The organism is Macrococcus bovicus (assembly GCF_030376725.1).
Classification (GTDB): Bacteria; Bacillota; Bacilli; order Staphylococcales; family Staphylococcaceae; genus Macrococcus; species Macrococcus bovicus.
The window spans coordinates 1,325,071-1,338,650 of sequence record NZ_CP128470.1 but is presented as its reverse complement, the minus strand read 5'-3'; the positions used below and the strand labels follow the sequence as shown (position 1 = coordinate 1,338,650).

Genomic DNA, 13,580 nt, shown 5'->3' with positions numbered 1-13,580 from the left:
TTATGGCAGTTAGGAATGTCAATACGAGTAACAGAGGTAAATGGCTAGAGGATGCAATCACAGCATGTAACAGAATGTACAGCTTAAAAGGTGTGGCGCAGATCGATAAGATTGCCACACCTATGAAACCTAAGAGCAGAAGCGGGCAGGTTATCGGTGCTAAGTACACTGAGAAGTCAACGGTGGACTTTGTAGGGACGTTGAAAGGCGGCAGGTCAATTGCATTTGATACAAAGCAGTGTAAGGCTCCAAGAATGCCACTCACCAATATAAAGCAGCATCAGATTGATTATCTTACAAAGGTACATGAATTAGGAGGAGAAGCCTTTCTGCTGATTCTCTTCACTACGGAAAATGAACTGTACAAGCTGGATATATCGCAACTGAATGTCCTTGGGAAAGAGCTGACTAGACAGAGCATACCGCTTCAATGGTTCAGAGATAACCTGGAACCTATCAGAAGCGGCAATGGTGTTATTTACGATTATCTGGAAGGACTGGTGGATTAAATGGCCAAGATGATTAAACGTACGGTAGAGATGCGATTAGATGAGTTGATCAAACACATTTTTGATAATGCGATAGTGAACAGAAGTTATTATACGAGTGACCGTAATGTATGTATAGAAGTCAATTCATATGGTGGCATTGATACAGATGGATATGGAAATGGGTCATATCCTCGAGAAGAACATAAATTCGCAGTCGAAGTCGAGGAAGAGATTACGAAAGAAATGCCAATAAACGCATTTTACAGACTTCGTACAGATGGGGGATGGAAAAGTGCAGAACTGAAAAATACGTCAGTTAGTAAATTGATAGAAAAATATCGGCCTCACGTACATGTAACATTATCCTTTATTTATTTACTAAACGAAGACGGCTCAATTGGAGAACTCATCTGGACGGAAGCGAAAGGACTGGAGGAGTAGATGGATTTAAACGAATATCAAGAACTTGCAGGACGTACACACAACAAAGGTATATCTCAACCAGAGGCATTAGCTAACTATGCACTCGGCTTAACAGGTGAAGCTGGAGAAGTGGCTGACCAGATCAAGAAGCATGTATTCCACGGCCATGAACTTGACCAAGAGGAACTGAAGAAGGAGCTGGGGGATGTACTTTGGTATATTGCTAACCTTGCTGCAGTCAATAGTATCGAACTATCTGAAGTAGCAGAGATGAATATTAATAAGTTGAAGAAGCGGTACCCGGAAGGATTTAACCAAGCGGACAGCATTAATAGAATAGAAAATCAAAAAGGGGATGACAAAAATGTTTAAATTTGAAGCGGAAGATAGAGTGAAGTTTGAATTGCCTGATCTGAAGGATGAAACAGTACTTGCAGTCCTGGATAAAACTTTCAATTATCTGAGTAACAAGACTGTACCTGAATGTGCTGTACATATCGTGGAAGCACCTGCAAAGCCAGAAGTTATCATTGAACCATTAAAAAAGGCAAGTGAAGACGGGAAGGCCGGACTGTTAGGTAGTAGGCGCCTTGCTAATGAAAAGAAGGTTTCTCTCGACCGAGAACCGAAAGTGTACGCTCATAAAGAATCAGAGGGCTTCACTATTGCCGATAAAGTTGATTTATCAAAACTTAAGATAGAACAGCAAGAGGAACCGGACTTTTGGAAGACTGGTATCAAGGAAAAGAATGGGGAGCCGCACTATAGATGCCGTTACTTATGTCCGTCCTGTGGCACTGTATCGAATCATTACATCTTGAAAGATACAGATACAGTGAACTGTCATGAGTGCGATGAAGAGATGGAAGTAGTACCGATGGACACTGCAATTGGTAAAGAAACAGATAGCCATGGTAACTGGTATATTGCTGGTCATTACCAGGTCAGAGAGTAAGGAAGGAAGAACAATGACACCAATGGATATGTTGATCACGACAGTAACCACAATACTGATTATCTCAGTGATCGCATTTATAGCATATGTTGCACTTATGGTCTTTGTAACTATTCGTGCTCGTAAAGAATACAAGCAGTTCCAAAAAGAAAACGAACTTAAAATGGCAGAGTTTAAACAGCGTCAGGTAGAGATGATGAAACGATGGGAAGAAAAATCAGAGCTGAAGGCAATGAAGAAAGCAGCCGCTAAGGATTTCAGATGGCAGGACATTGATTGAATGGATACAAACAGATGGTCAAGTAGCAGCTGGATTAGTGATGAGCCTAAAGTGTGTAAAAAATGCAGAAGTAAAGATGTGGATATCATTGATGCATACAGTGATAGCAGACTGATTGAACGGTGGCTACATTGCAATAGGTGCCAACATGGTGAGTCATTAGGTTGCATGATCAGACATAAAAATGAGGTGTTGAAATGAAGGAATACAAGAAGAAACACATTATAAAGCATGCCCTCGAACATTACATCAAAAGACCTGGAGCAAGTGATAAGGACCTAAATCAAGAGAAAACAGTGCTAGAAGAAGTGAAAGCAGACATTCAGCAAATGAAAGAACAATATAACATCAAATAAAAAAAGAGCCTTCTCGGCTCCTGTTAAATATAATCGACACCTATATTATAACACATGCGGGAGGGCTTAATGAACAGCTTATTACTAGACATTCAGAATCTGGACTTTAAAAAGACTCGAGATAATGTGCATAATGTATTCAAACGATACAAACGCCTGCTAGGGATCATGCCTATCAGAAGTATGCCGTCTGTTACCCAATCATTTAGTTACATACCACCTACAACTAACGTCTGTCTTAATGGGATTGAAGCGGCTGCAGCGAAGAATATAGAACGTGAGAAGATGCTGAAGGAACGTGAAGAATTACTTGAGCTGATGAACAAAGCTATTGAGAACTTGAAGCCTGATGAGCGTTACATTATTGTTCATAAGTATCTCCAGGATCAGCGTGGCATTGATTACGAGATATACACTAATCTTGGTTATGGTAAGACAAAGTATCATGAAGTGAAGAACGATGCTATCATCCGTCTGGCATTCTACCTTGGCATTGAAGTGTACGAGGGAGATGAACAGTCATGAACTTATCCGCTTCTTCTATTAGATCTGGCAGAGACCAGGTCTTTTTTATTTGAATGAACTTATCTGACAATTACTAGAAGTGTTGATAGGAATAGGGTTATAATGAATGAGTGAGTTATACACAATGCCAGATATGAATAACTCATAATAATATGGATAGGGGAATTAATATGGGGATTTTTGATGATGCATTTGAGGAGTTTAGAAATGATTTGGAGAAGAACAATATTTCTCCGGAAGAAAAGAAAAGAAGAGCAGTAGCTAAAGAAGCCAAAGCGAAGGAATTGAAATATAATCTAGCATCCTATCTTGAAGAAATGGGAAGCGGCTTTAGAGAAAGTGGATTTGATGCAGACGTTTATTTAGAAGAAGTTGAACCAAGAATAGTGGTAAGAAAGAAAGGTTCATTAGATGGGAAACAAGCTATACTTATGTACGCTTGCCCACGAGAAGAGTCAGGGAAAGTAGAAGTATTATTAGGCGAGACTATGGGAGAACAACGAGTTATAAGTAATTACAATGTCAATGAAGATGGTACCATTGATGATGTAGATGATGTTGATAATTATATCAGAGGCGAAGTGACTGATCATCTATACCAACTATTCGAGCTCATTATAAAAAACTTAAATTAAACTGATTTCGCGAACTTTCAGCGAACTTTGAGCGGTCGATAAACGGTCTTTTTCCGGTCATTTATTGATAGCTAAGGTGTTATGATGGTAGTAAGTTAATATGTATCAAGAGGACATGGCAGATGCTGTGTCCTTTTTGTTTGGAGTGATTGAAGTGAGTAAGTCCAGGAACAAACAGCAATACGACTGGTTCTATCGTAAACCTGCGTGGCGAAAGTGTCGCATGATTGCTCTTGAACGTGATAATCATCTGTGTCAGCACTGTCTTGAAAAACATGACATATTTACACCAGCTGATGTTGTCCATCACATTGTATATGTTGAGACTGATTTTACACTTGCACTGCAACTGGATAACTTGATTAGTCTATGTCATGCGTGTCATAACAAAGTGCACGAAGAGGATGAGAAGCGATTCAGGAACACAAAGAAAGCAAAACGTCAGCGCATGATTGAGTCGAAAAAAATAAAAGTCGTGAAGTTATAACCCCCCTCCCTTAAAAATCGAGCCGAGCCCTTCAGGGGTCGGCGACGGGCCCATCCTGCAGAAAAAAGCTGAAATTTTTATAAAAGGGGGGTAAAATGGACGATTTCTGTATTTTTATCGAATCCGGTTTTTATTAACTGTACGCATTTAAAACTCTAGAAAATTCAAAGGTGGTGAGGAATGTTGGCAGTCCCAACTAAGAAGAAATTAATTGAATATCTCGGTGAAAATTACCTGGAATCTGATGAACAATTGATTGATTTATACCTCGAAAACCACAAAATTTACCGAGAAATGCAGAAGGAAATGAAGAAGCAGCCGATGATGATGCCTTTTACGAACAAGGCCGGTGCCACTAACATGATGAAGAATCCATTGCTGATCGAGATACCGAAGTATACAGCAATGCTGAACAACCTACTTAAAAGTCTCGGACTCACTCCAGCGCAGCGTGCTAAGTTACAGGCGATGACAGGTGGAGATGATGACGAAGATGACGATTTCAATAGCTTCTAAGCCATCTGAAATAAAATCCTGGTATAAAAACTGGAGGGCCGAACAAGTAGAGAAGGGGCATATCAGAGATACACAGTCGCCCACTCTATTAACAACATGGTATGCAGAACGTATTATAGCCGGTGACATTATTGCATGTGAAGATGTCATCTGGGCATGTAAACGTCATCTGAATGACTTAAAGCGTGCCGGAACAGATGATTTTCCATACATTTTTGATGAAGAGAAGGGTCATAGGCCAATCAGATTCATCGAAAAATACTGTAAACCCTCAAAAGGTAATTTCTATCAGCTGGTTATGCAACCCTGGCAACACTTTGCCATTGGTTCACAGTATGGATGGATCCATAAAGATACAGGCCTCCGGAAGTATAAGGAAGGTCTTATTTTTGTGCCACGGAAAAACGGAAAGACAACCAAAATTGGTGGTCTTTCCACTTATGCAGTATCAAAAGATGGAGAACGTGGCGCACGTGTTTACGTTCTGGCCAACGCGAAACAACAGGCCAGAGAATTATACGACGAGGCACGCGCGATGGTTAAAGCATCACCAGCACTGAATAAGAGGATGAAGGAAACGGGTCTTGCCATCACATATCCAGCCACCAACTCAAAGATTGAACCCCGTGCAAGTGACAGTAAGAAGCTCGATGGACTGAATACATCCTTTGCGGTCTTCGATGAGATTCATGAGTTCAAGAACTATAAGCTGATCAACGTAATCAAACGTTCCTGGTCAGCACGTAAGCAGCCATTGCTTGAATATATCACTACTGCAGGTTATGAACTCGATGGTCCGTTAGTTGATTTCATAGAGATTGGTAAGGATGTTATCCGGGGTGCAATGGATCAGGAAAGAAAGTTCTATCTCATGTACACGATGGACGATATAAAGGAGATTGAGAATCCGGAATTATGGGTCAAATCAAATCCGAATATCGGTGTGACACTTGATCTGCCATCATTAATTGAGGATTACAATGCAGATAAAAACAATCCTGGTGAACACGCTGACTGGATTACAAAACAGTTCAACATCTTCGCTGATAATGATGAACTTTCATTCATCAATTACGAGACACTGCTGAGAAATGATAAGGAAATTGATATATCGGAACTGGCCGGCCGTGAATGTATAGGTGGTTATGACTTGTCGAACACAGAAGACTTTACAAGTGCCTGCCTTGAGTTCCCACTCGATGATGGGCGTGTAGCTGTCATCACTCACACATGGGTGCCTGGTAAGAAGGCTCGTGAAGATGACTCAATCCCATATGATGAGTATCAGAAACGGGGTCTACTGACCATCTGTGATACAGAGTATGTAGATTATGGGCTGGTTGAGCAGTGGTTTATTGAGATGAGTAAGATATACAACATTCAGAAGATAGCCTATGACCGCCATAACGCATATAGATTGAACCAGGCATTGGAGGCATACGGATTTGAACTGGTAGAAGTGAGACAGGGATATATGACACTGAATGCGCCGATGAAGGACCTCAAGCAAATACTGATAGACGGCAAGCTGATATTCAACAAGAATAAGATGCTGCGCTGGTATATCAACAACGTCAAACTGGTGATGGATCGTAACGGTAACTGGATGCCGACTAAGCAATCTAAGTATCGGAAGATTGATGGTTTCGCCGCATTGCTTAACGCTCACACTTTAGTAATGGAAATGATGGCCAAGCCTGTAGGAAGCGGAACAATTAAGTTTGTAAGCTTTAAAAAGAAATGAAACTCCCTCTGCAAAGGGAGTTTCATTTAATAAAATTCAGGTGTTTTAATACTTTTGAAAGTATTGATCAGCATATTATAATACTCAATTTGTTTTTCAGATGTTTTTTCTATATGTGGATTATCGTTGAATGCAATTTCGATATATTTCGCTCTATGGAGAAATTTTTCATAAATCTCTCTTTCTTTGAGGAAGTGACTTGGGATTGTCTGATAAGCAATCTTAAGAACTTCTATTTGTTGTTTAAAAATATATAGATAAACTTTCTTTTGATATATATCTTTGGTTAGATTAATTGTATTTGCAGCACTGAGAGCTACTTTAGCAATATGAAATAAATCACTCTGCCATTCAAATTGATAGATAAATTTCGGATTTGAGCAATCCATGTTATCACCCTTTCATGTAAAAACTATTTAGTAACAATTTGAATAAAGGATGGATGGATACGGTAATTAATATTGTCGACAGTAATATTGATGTAGTCATATTTAAACAATGAAGGACCTTGCTCCTCCCACCATAAGTAAGTATCAGTATATGAGTTATCAATTCTAATATTTTTACATTCAGATAAATTAACCCATTCCCCTAATAAGCACGCATGGACTTCAGTCATTAGTATCACCTCACTTTCTGTTTACATTTTACCACGTTGACCGTCGGGAAGATGGCCATAATTTAGATAAAGGAAGTGATCCCGTTATCTCGGAGCTATCCGTTAAATAGTAATCCTTAAAGAAAGGAGAATAAGCGGTGTGCCAAAACAACGACTCAACTTTATTGATAGGATAAAACGAATCATCACTGGTCCTCTGGAGAAAACGGTTATCGAGCAGAATAATCAGATTATCTCTGATTTTTCAGGATGGCATAACAAATATTTCTGGGGTATCGAACAATCAACCCTGGAGAATAACGAGACTATCTTTGCTGCTATCAGTCGTCTGTCTAGTTCGATAGGCAGTTTGCCTGTTAAATTATACAGACAGTACGAACAGCAGAATGAGAAAGTCGGCCAATTATTAACCAGAAGTCCCAATCAGAACATGACGCCCTATATTTTCTTGAGCCGATTGGAAACAATCCGGAATGAGAAAGGTAATGCGTATGTAGCTATTCAACGTGATCGCTTTATGCAGCCGGATAGGTTACTTATTCTGAACAGCGACAATGTGACTCCTGCTATTGATGATAAAACCAAAGAACTGTACTACATTATTCGTAATGCTGGCAACAAATTGGTGCTGCATCATATGGAGATGCTGCATTTCAGACATATATCTGCTATGAACTCAGAAGTAGGTATCAGTCCTATCTCGGTTTTGAAAAATACGACTGAATTTGATACTGCTGTCCGGAAGTTTAATCTTGAAGAAATGCAGAAGACAGATGCATTCATCATTAAATACGCAACAAACGTGTCTGATGAGATGAAGCTTAACGTCATAGAGAACTTCAGGCAGTTTTTCGAAGATAATGGTGGCGTACTCTTCCAGGAACAAGGCGTCGAGATTGAACAGAAGGAAAGAAAGTATGTATCTGAAGATGTTGTACAGGCTGAGAAGCTGACACGTGAAAGAGTTGCAAATGCATTCGGTGTCCCACTTGCATTGTTGAACGGCGACGGATCCACGATGAAATCTGTTGAGGAATTGAATCGGTTCTATGTCACTCATACATTACTACCTATTATTAAGCAGTATGAAGATGAATTTAATAAGAAATTACTGACCGTCTCTCAACTGGAAGACGGTTATTATTTTAAATTCAATGTCAAAGGGCTGCTTAGAGCTGATGTAGCGACTCAATCTGAAGCATATTTTAAAGCGGTACGTAGCGGTTACTACACTGTCAACGAGATTCGAGCTTGGGAAGACCTTCCGCCAATTGAAGGTGGAGACAAGGCAATGATCAGTGGAGACTTGTATCCTATCGATTTACCAGTTGGAGAGCGGAACACACCTGCCTTGAAAGGAGGTGATAACAGTGACAAAAAACAAAGTTGATTACTTTCAGATGCAAAGAAAGACTGAAACTGAAGCGGATATTTACATTTATGGACCAATTGTAAGTAGTAAATGGGATGAAACAGACGTAACAGCGTCAGGATTCCTGGAGGAGCTGAAAGCTTTAGGTGAAGTTTCTACAATCAATCTTCATATCAACTCGGGCGGCGGCAATGTATTTAGTGGTCATGCGATCTATAACATGCTCAAGAATCATAAGGCCACCGTAAATGTTTATATTGATGCCCTCGCTGCATCGATTGCTAGTGTTATCGCCATGGCAGGTGACAAAGTGTTCATGTACGAAAACAGCATGATGATGATTCATAATTCATGGATTATTACCATGGGCAACTCGAAAGAACTTCGAGAAACAGCGGACTTGATGGATAAGATGGATAAATCGAGCAATACAGCTTATCTTACAAAGAACGAGAAGATAACTGAGCCGCAGCTAGAGAACCTTCTAAAAGAAGATTTCTGGATGACGGCGCAGGAAGCACTCGATCTCGGTTTTGCTGATGAAATAATCGGAGCGAATGAGATTGCAGCCAGCATCACAAAAGAACAGTTTGAAGCCTATCGTTCAGTACCTGATCAAATTGCAAAAGATGTCGATAAAGTCACAGATGTGACCGTCATTTTAGAGCAGGATATAAAGCAACACACAACCGAAACAGAACATAAGCCCATCGAACAATCACAATTGAACAGGCAGTCAATTCTCGAACGGAACAGAGCTATCTCTGACGAAGTCGGGATTTTTTTATTGCCAAAAAACTATAAACCTTTAGGAGGATAATCAATGACAACCTTATTTGAATTAAAGCAGTCAGTTCACATGATCGGTGAGCAGCTGCAGAAAAAGACAAGTGAACAAGTGCAATTAATTAGTAACCCAGCATCATCTGACGAAGATATTAATCGTGTGGAAGGTGAAATTAATAGCCTTAACAAGCGCTTTGATATTGCGAAAGCTCAACTTGAACGCGAAGAGCAGGCAGTACGTGAAGAGCATGACTTGAACGAAGCAAACGGAGGAGGGTATTCAGACCTTTCTGAATCAGCACGACAAGTGAAAGCGAAAGCAGAATTTTATCGTCACGTCCTGCTGCCACAAGAATTCCCGAAACCAACGGAAGAAGCAAACCGTATCTTATTACATGCTCTTCCTGCAGGTAACTCAACAGGTGGTGACAAACTGTTACCAACAACTGTATCGAAAGAAATCATCTCTGAACCTTTCGCAAAGAACCCGTTACGTGAATCAGCACGTATGACAAACATTAAAGGACTTGAACTACCTCGTCTGTCATACACATTAGATGACGATGACTTCATTCTTGATACTGAAACTGCTAAAGAGATGCAGTTAAAAGGCGACACTGTTAAATTCGGTACAAACAAATTTAAAGTATTCGCTGCCGCATCTGACACTGTTATTCATGGATCAGACCTTGACTTAGTGAACTGGATTGAAAATGCACTCCGTTCTGGTTTAGCAGCTAAAGAGAAGAAAGACGCGTTCACTGAGACACCTAAATCAGGACTTGAGCATATGTCATTCTATACTGCTGGTGAAGTTAAACAAGTGGGTGGTGCTGATGTTTATGATGCAGTAGTCAATGCATTAGCTGACCTGCATGAAGACTATCGTGACAATGCGACAATCTACATGCGTTACTCAGATTACGTGTCAGTGGTTAAAACGCTATCTAATGGCACAACTAATTTCTTCGACACACCAGCTGAAAAGATTTGGGGCTATCCAGTCAAATTCACGGATGCTGCGAAATATCCAGTCATTGGCGATTTCAACTACTTCGGCATCAACTACGAGAACACGACGTTTGATACTGACAAAGATGTGAAGAAGGGTGAATATCTGTTCGTCCTGACAGCATGGTATGACCAGCAGCGTTCACTTAACTCTGCATTCCGTATCGCGAAAGTTGGAGCTACAGTACCTGTCGGTTAATCTGACAGGTGCTTTTTAATCAAAAAATATTAGGAGGTCATACTAATGGCATTATTTGAGGTGTTACAGCCCTTTGAAGGAAAAAAAGAAAAGAAGCAGTTCCTGGTCATCGGTGAAGAAGTTGAAATGACGGTCGCTCGTGCGAATGAAATTCAAGCGAACATCGACAAAGAGTATCCTGAATACGGTGATGTTCTCAAACGAAAAGATGAACCTAAATCCAAAACGGAAGCAGCTGCCGCAGAAGAAAAAAATACTAAGACTGATGAAGGAACGTCTGATTCAGCAAAGAAGTAGGTGAGAACCTATGATTACACTTGAACAAGTGAAGTCGTGGTTAAAGATTGATGATGATGACCAGGATGATGAACTTGAAGATCTTATTACTGAGGCAACCGCAGAACTGGCACTTGCCGGCGTTCCGGAATTTGCCGAGTCAGAAGTCGCCTATCCTCTCTATCGTAAAGCAATCAAGTACATTATCACTCGAGACTTTGAAACACGTGGTATGGATGAGTATGATTCCAAAATTCTCGATTCAATGGTCTTAAAGTTGAAGGCGATGGTGAAGCGGAATGCAGTATAAGCGACGTCGTTACAAAAAAGATACAATAGGCGATCTGGATAAGAAACTTAAATTCGTTTCTGTGGATGATGTTTCCGATGACGGATGGTCTACCCCTACTGAAACCATTCTTTTCACTCGATGGGCTGAATTAATTGAATCTAAAGGCCGTGACTATCAAATGGCTGTTCAGACCGGCACAACTAATCAGCTGCACTTTCGCCTGAGGTACAAAGAAGAGATTCGAACGGATATGAATGTGATGTATAGAAACGAGCGATATGAAATCAAGGATATTATCGGAAAAGACTCGAGACAACCTTATATGATCATCGTGATTGAAAGGGTGAGTCGATGAGTTTAGAGATAATTGGAATGGATGAAATCGAACGTAATATACAGAGATTAATCCGGAGAGTCGAAGGCGCTGAAGAAAGAATTGTTGACGCTGGTGCTCAAGTTCAATACGAACATCTTAAAGAAAACCTTCCTGTCGATAAGGGCGACATGCAAAAGAAACTGATTGTAGGACAGCCTTATTTAGAGAATGGAAAAACATTTATTAATATAGGCTGGCCAGAGGGCAGTAATGTCGAGTTCCGGGCGCACTTTCCGGAATGGGGGACAGTCCATCAGAAACCACAGCTTAAGATAACAAAGTCTGTTAAAGAAAGCCACGATGCAAAGGTAAAGGCAATGCTCGCTGTGATGAGAAAGGAGTATGGTCTGAATGTTTGATGATCCCTATAAATTTGTCAGAGATATACTGGTCAATTCAACAGAAGTCACTCAAATTATTCCAGCGAAGAATATAAGGAATCTTGAAATTCCTGACTCTCTAAAGACGCAAGCACCTTATATCCGCATCAGCGTAATCGAAATGACTGACATTGAATTTGCTGATGGACAGATTAGAGCTGCGGGACTGCACATTCAGATTGATATCTGGCAGCAGTCGCCGTTGATGACGGCAGGCAACAAAATCAAGAAACTTCTCAAAGAAAAGGGTTTCGGATTCACAGCAAGCCTAGAACCACAGACAGAAAAAGTCACTGATTATGTCACGCTCTATAGAGATGCGAGACGTTATTTCTACGCCTATGAACTCAATGAAAATCAAATTTATTAAAAACGGAGGAATTTAATTATGGTAAATACATTACCTGCAGAAACACCAGCATCATTTGTAAACATTCTAGGATTTCACTATGCAGTAATTGAAACAGACGCAAAAGGAGCACCGACTAAATATAAACCAATCTCTCATGTTCGTGGTTCTCAGGAAATCAAAGTCGATCTTGATACTGAAGTAATCGAAAACTGGGGTGACGGGGAAGTTCAGGAGATGGCAGTATCGACTGGTAAAGCCAAACTAGACTTCCAGGCGTTCGCTATTCCACTTGCACAACGTGCAGAGCTTCTGGGTATGGAAATCGACTCAGACGGCAACGTGATTCGTCGTCGTACACTTAACCCACCGAATGTTGGTGTCATCTTTGCTAAAGAAAAAGCTAACGGAGACCTTGAAGTGGTCGCATTGACTCGCGGTATGTTCTCGGGTGGCGGACATGATGGTAAGACATCAGAAGAAAAGAAAGCGTTCGGAAATCAATCAGTTGGCGCTGAATTCTCTTCTCGTTTCTCAGATGAAATCGCTGAGGTTAACCGCCTGGTTAAGAAGGGCGATACGGCTGGATTGAACAAAATTTATCAGTTAGTATTCGGTTATGATGCACCGACAACTGCGATTCCATGGAACACAGTTGTCACTGAACCTTCAACATTACCAGCTGGATAATAGTTAGATCTTAAGGGGAGCAATCCCCTTTTTATTTTGGCCAAAATAAAAAAATAAAACTATAAAACGAAAGTAGGAAATCAAAATGACAGAAGTAAATACTAACGGATTAGAAGTAAAAGAAGAAGTTAAAGCACCGGAATTTGAATTCTTGAAAGAAGTGACGCTTGTGAATGCTGCAGGTGCTGAGAATGTAGTAAGAGCGCCTAAAGTTGTACCTGGTCGCGTATATCGCCAAGCCATCTCACTCGGCTATAAAGAACGTAAGCTGATGTTCAAGAATGATGGCCAGGGCAAATATGAACGTGATGAAGATGGGAACTTCATTCCGAATGAACCGACAGAAGAAGCAGAACTTGAACTTCTGGACTTATATGAGAAATTCTTCGTTGAATACTTTAATAATCAGTTCACTGTTGAAGAGTTACGTGATGGACTTGACGCTCGTGAATATCAGGAAACACTTAACCATGCATACTACAGTGCAATGGGAAACCCTACAGTGCTGGTGAAGAAATAAATTCATCTGATGAAGAGGATGATTCAGAGGTCTTATCCGAAAGTGAACTACTGAAAATAGCGGATAAGAATATAGCGATGATTGCAAAGTACTTCAACGTCAGTCCTATTGAAATAATGGAGGGTGACTATCATTACTATATGCATCAATATATGCTGGCCACTGAAGATGAGGTAGAGCAAATTGATGACTCTAATAATCATCAGCCGCAACATAAGAAAACAAGAAAAGTAGAAAGCCTATTCGAAGCCTTCGGTGTTACCGACGCCGAATAGGCTTTATTTTTTTAGGAAGGAGG

At 40.4% G+C, this 13,580-nt stretch carries 23 protein-coding genes; 22 read left to right on the top strand and 1 reads right to left on the bottom strand.

The window, feature by feature from the left end; genetic code table 11:
* Positions 1-2: 2 nt before the first annotated feature.
* The 11 genes from QSV55_RS07280 to QSV55_RS07230 all read left to right on the top strand — a co-directional run bounded on the left by QSV55_RS07280 (position 3) and on the right by QSV55_RS07230 (position 6,412).
* Positions 3-509, top strand: coding sequence for a Holliday junction resolvase RecU (locus QSV55_RS07280; protein WP_289649674.1), 507 nt, complete (start codon positions 3-5; stop codon positions 507-509).
* A complete protein-coding gene (locus QSV55_RS07275) occupies positions 510-932 on the top strand; it encodes a hypothetical protein (RefSeq protein ID WP_289649673.1) in 423 nt (140 codons plus the stop codon). It begins immediately after the preceding gene.
* Positions 933-1,286: a nucleoside triphosphate pyrophosphohydrolase family protein gene (locus QSV55_RS07270; RefSeq protein WP_289649672.1), complete on the top strand. Its 354-nt coding sequence runs from the start codon at positions 933-935 to the stop codon at positions 1,284-1,286. It begins immediately after the preceding gene.
* Positions 1,270-1,869 (top strand): hypothetical protein, encoded by a 600-nt coding sequence (locus QSV55_RS07265; protein WP_289649671.1) that lies wholly within the window; start codon positions 1,270-1,272, stop codon positions 1,867-1,869. The genes QSV55_RS07270 and QSV55_RS07265 overlap by 17 nt, the downstream gene beginning before the upstream one ends.
* A gap of 13 nt (positions 1,870-1,882) precedes the next feature.
* Positions 1,883-2,149 (top strand): hypothetical protein, encoded by a 267-nt coding sequence (locus tag QSV55_RS07260; RefSeq protein ID WP_289649670.1) that lies wholly within the window; start codon positions 1,883-1,885, stop codon positions 2,147-2,149.
* A gap of 197 nt (positions 2,150-2,346) precedes the next feature.
* A complete protein-coding gene (locus QSV55_RS07255; protein WP_289649669.1) occupies positions 2,347-2,505 on the top strand; it encodes a hypothetical protein in 159 nt (52 codons plus the stop codon).
* A 69-nt stretch (positions 2,506-2,574) separates the two neighbouring features.
* Complete coding sequence (locus tag QSV55_RS07250) at positions 2,575-3,030, top strand: ArpU family phage packaging/lysis transcriptional regulator (protein ID WP_289649668.1); 456 nt, start codon at positions 2,575-2,577, stop codon at positions 3,028-3,030.
* Between the two features lie 170 nt (positions 3,031-3,200).
* Positions 3,201-3,665: a hypothetical protein gene (locus QSV55_RS07245; protein ID WP_289649667.1), complete on the top strand. Its 465-nt coding sequence runs from the start codon at positions 3,201-3,203 to the stop codon at positions 3,663-3,665.
* A 115-nt stretch (positions 3,666-3,780) separates the two neighbouring features.
* Positions 3,781-4,152 (top strand): HNH endonuclease, encoded by a 372-nt coding sequence (locus QSV55_RS07240; RefSeq protein WP_434784218.1) that lies wholly within the window; start codon positions 3,781-3,783, stop codon positions 4,150-4,152.
* A 180-nt stretch (positions 4,153-4,332) separates the two neighbouring features.
* Positions 4,333-4,668: a phage terminase small subunit P27 family gene (locus QSV55_RS07235; RefSeq protein WP_289649665.1), complete on the top strand. Its 336-nt coding sequence runs from the start codon at positions 4,333-4,335 to the stop codon at positions 4,666-4,668.
* The gene (locus tag QSV55_RS07230; RefSeq protein ID WP_289651064.1) at positions 4,646-6,412 is read left to right on the top strand and encodes a terminase large subunit; all 1,767 of its coding nucleotides are present in this window, start codon (positions 4,646-4,648) and stop codon (positions 6,410-6,412) included. The genes QSV55_RS07235 and QSV55_RS07230 overlap by 23 nt, the downstream gene beginning before the upstream one ends.
* A 26-nt stretch (positions 6,413-6,438) precedes the next feature.
* Here the strand turns inward: QSV55_RS07230 and QSV55_RS07225 are convergent, their stop codons facing one another.
* On the bottom strand, positions 6,439-6,801 hold the full coding sequence (locus QSV55_RS07225) for a hypothetical protein (RefSeq protein ID WP_289649664.1): 363 nt from the start codon (positions 6,799-6,801) through the stop codon (positions 6,439-6,441).
* A 369-nt stretch (positions 6,802-7,170) separates the two neighbouring features.
* Here QSV55_RS07225 and QSV55_RS07220 point away from each other — a divergent pair, with 369 nt between their 5' ends.
* From QSV55_RS07220 to QSV55_RS07170, 11 genes are all read left to right on the top strand, one after another.
* Complete coding sequence (locus tag QSV55_RS07220; protein WP_289649663.1) at positions 7,171-8,421, top strand: phage portal protein; 1,251 nt, start codon at positions 7,171-7,173, stop codon at positions 8,419-8,421.
* Positions 8,422-8,431: 10 nt separating this feature from the next.
* Positions 8,432-9,223, top strand: a complete 792-nt coding sequence (locus QSV55_RS07215; protein ID WP_434784217.1) for a head maturation protease, ClpP-related — start codon at positions 8,432-8,434, stop codon at positions 9,221-9,223.
* Between the two features lie 3 nt (positions 9,224-9,226).
* The gene (locus tag QSV55_RS07210) at positions 9,227-10,399 is read left to right on the top strand and encodes a phage major capsid protein (protein ID WP_289649661.1); all 1,173 of its coding nucleotides are present in this window, start codon (positions 9,227-9,229) and stop codon (positions 10,397-10,399) included.
* 45 nt (positions 10,400-10,444) lie between these two features.
* On the top strand, positions 10,445-10,696 hold the full coding sequence (locus tag QSV55_RS07205) for a hypothetical protein (protein WP_289649660.1): 252 nt from the start codon (positions 10,445-10,447) through the stop codon (positions 10,694-10,696).
* A 10-nt stretch (positions 10,697-10,706) separates the two neighbouring features.
* Positions 10,707-10,985 (top strand): head-tail connector protein, encoded by a 279-nt coding sequence (locus tag QSV55_RS07200; RefSeq protein ID WP_289649659.1) that lies wholly within the window; start codon positions 10,707-10,709, stop codon positions 10,983-10,985.
* Complete coding sequence (locus tag QSV55_RS07195) at positions 10,975-11,322, top strand: phage head closure protein (RefSeq protein ID WP_289649658.1); 348 nt, start codon at positions 10,975-10,977, stop codon at positions 11,320-11,322. Before QSV55_RS07200 ends, QSV55_RS07195 begins: the two co-directional genes overlap by 11 nt.
* 17 nt (positions 11,323-11,339) lie before the next feature.
* On the top strand, positions 11,340-11,702 hold the full coding sequence (locus QSV55_RS07190; protein ID WP_289649657.1) for an HK97-gp10 family putative phage morphogenesis protein: 363 nt from the start codon (positions 11,340-11,342) through the stop codon (positions 11,700-11,702).
* Positions 11,695-12,093 (top strand): hypothetical protein, encoded by a 399-nt coding sequence (locus tag QSV55_RS07185; protein WP_289649656.1) that lies wholly within the window; start codon positions 11,695-11,697, stop codon positions 12,091-12,093. Before QSV55_RS07190 ends, QSV55_RS07185 begins: the two co-directional genes overlap by 8 nt.
* Before the next feature lie 18 nt (positions 12,094-12,111).
* The gene (locus QSV55_RS07180) at positions 12,112-12,762 is read left to right on the top strand and encodes a major tail protein (RefSeq protein WP_289649655.1); all 651 of its coding nucleotides are present in this window, start codon (positions 12,112-12,114) and stop codon (positions 12,760-12,762) included.
* Positions 12,763-12,847: 85 nt separating this feature from the next.
* Entirely contained in the window at positions 12,848-13,282 is a 435-nt protein-coding gene (gpG, locus tag QSV55_RS07175; protein ID WP_289649654.1) for a phage tail assembly chaperone G, read from the top strand.
* A 77-nt stretch (positions 13,283-13,359) separates the two neighbouring features.
* Positions 13,360-13,557: a hypothetical protein gene (locus tag QSV55_RS07170; RefSeq protein ID WP_289649653.1), complete on the top strand. Its 198-nt coding sequence runs from the start codon at positions 13,360-13,362 to the stop codon at positions 13,555-13,557.
* Positions 13,558-13,580: the final 23 nt, after the last annotated feature.

Coding starts and splice junctions, on each gene's coding strand:
- QSV55_RS07280 (WP_289649674.1), top strand. CDS start 3: ATGGCAGTTAGGAATGTCAATACGAGTAACAGAGGTAAATGGCTAGAG.
- QSV55_RS07275 (WP_289649673.1), top strand. CDS start 510: ATGGCCAAGATGATTAAACGTACGGTAGAGATGCGATTAGATGAGTTG.
- QSV55_RS07270 (WP_289649672.1), top strand. CDS start 933: ATGGATTTAAACGAATATCAAGAACTTGCAGGACGTACACACAACAAA.
- QSV55_RS07265 (WP_289649671.1), top strand. CDS start 1,270: ATGACAAAAATGTTTAAATTTGAAGCGGAAGATAGAGTGAAGTTTGAA.
- QSV55_RS07260 (WP_289649670.1), top strand. CDS start 1,883: ATGACACCAATGGATATGTTGATCACGACAGTAACCACAATACTGATT.
- QSV55_RS07255 (WP_289649669.1), top strand. CDS start 2,347: ATGAAGGAATACAAGAAGAAACACATTATAAAGCATGCCCTCGAACAT.
- QSV55_RS07250 (WP_289649668.1), top strand. CDS start 2,575: ATGAACAGCTTATTACTAGACATTCAGAATCTGGACTTTAAAAAGACT.
- QSV55_RS07245 (WP_289649667.1), top strand. CDS start 3,201: ATGGGGATTTTTGATGATGCATTTGAGGAGTTTAGAAATGATTTGGAG.
- QSV55_RS07240 (WP_434784218.1), top strand. CDS start 3,781: ATGGCAGATGCTGTGTCCTTTTTGTTTGGAGTGATTGAAGTGAGTAAG.
- QSV55_RS07235 (WP_289649665.1), top strand. CDS start 4,333: ATGTTGGCAGTCCCAACTAAGAAGAAATTAATTGAATATCTCGGTGAA.
- QSV55_RS07230 (WP_289651064.1), top strand. CDS start 4,646: ATGACGATTTCAATAGCTTCTAAGCCATCTGAAATAAAATCCTGGTAT.
- QSV55_RS07225 (WP_289649664.1), bottom strand. CDS start 6,801: ATGGATTGCTCAAATCCGAAATTTATCTATCAATTTGAATGGCAGAGT.
- QSV55_RS07215 (WP_434784217.1), top strand. CDS start 8,432: ATGCAAAGAAAGACTGAAACTGAAGCGGATATTTACATTTATGGACCA.
- QSV55_RS07210 (WP_289649661.1), top strand. CDS start 9,227: ATGACAACCTTATTTGAATTAAAGCAGTCAGTTCACATGATCGGTGAG.
- QSV55_RS07205 (WP_289649660.1), top strand. CDS start 10,445: ATGGCATTATTTGAGGTGTTACAGCCCTTTGAAGGAAAAAAAGAAAAG.
- QSV55_RS07200 (WP_289649659.1), top strand. CDS start 10,707: ATGATTACACTTGAACAAGTGAAGTCGTGGTTAAAGATTGATGATGAT.
- QSV55_RS07195 (WP_289649658.1), top strand. CDS start 10,975: ATGCAGTATAAGCGACGTCGTTACAAAAAAGATACAATAGGCGATCTG.
- QSV55_RS07190 (WP_289649657.1), top strand. CDS start 11,340: ATGGATGAAATCGAACGTAATATACAGAGATTAATCCGGAGAGTCGAA.
- QSV55_RS07185 (WP_289649656.1), top strand. CDS start 11,695: ATGTTTGATGATCCCTATAAATTTGTCAGAGATATACTGGTCAATTCA.
- QSV55_RS07180 (WP_289649655.1), top strand. CDS start 12,112: ATGGTAAATACATTACCTGCAGAAACACCAGCATCATTTGTAAACATT.
- gpG (WP_289649654.1), top strand. CDS start 12,848: ATGACAGAAGTAAATACTAACGGATTAGAAGTAAAAGAAGAAGTTAAA.
- QSV55_RS07170 (WP_289649653.1), top strand. CDS start 13,360: ATGATTGCAAAGTACTTCAACGTCAGTCCTATTGAAATAATGGAGGGT.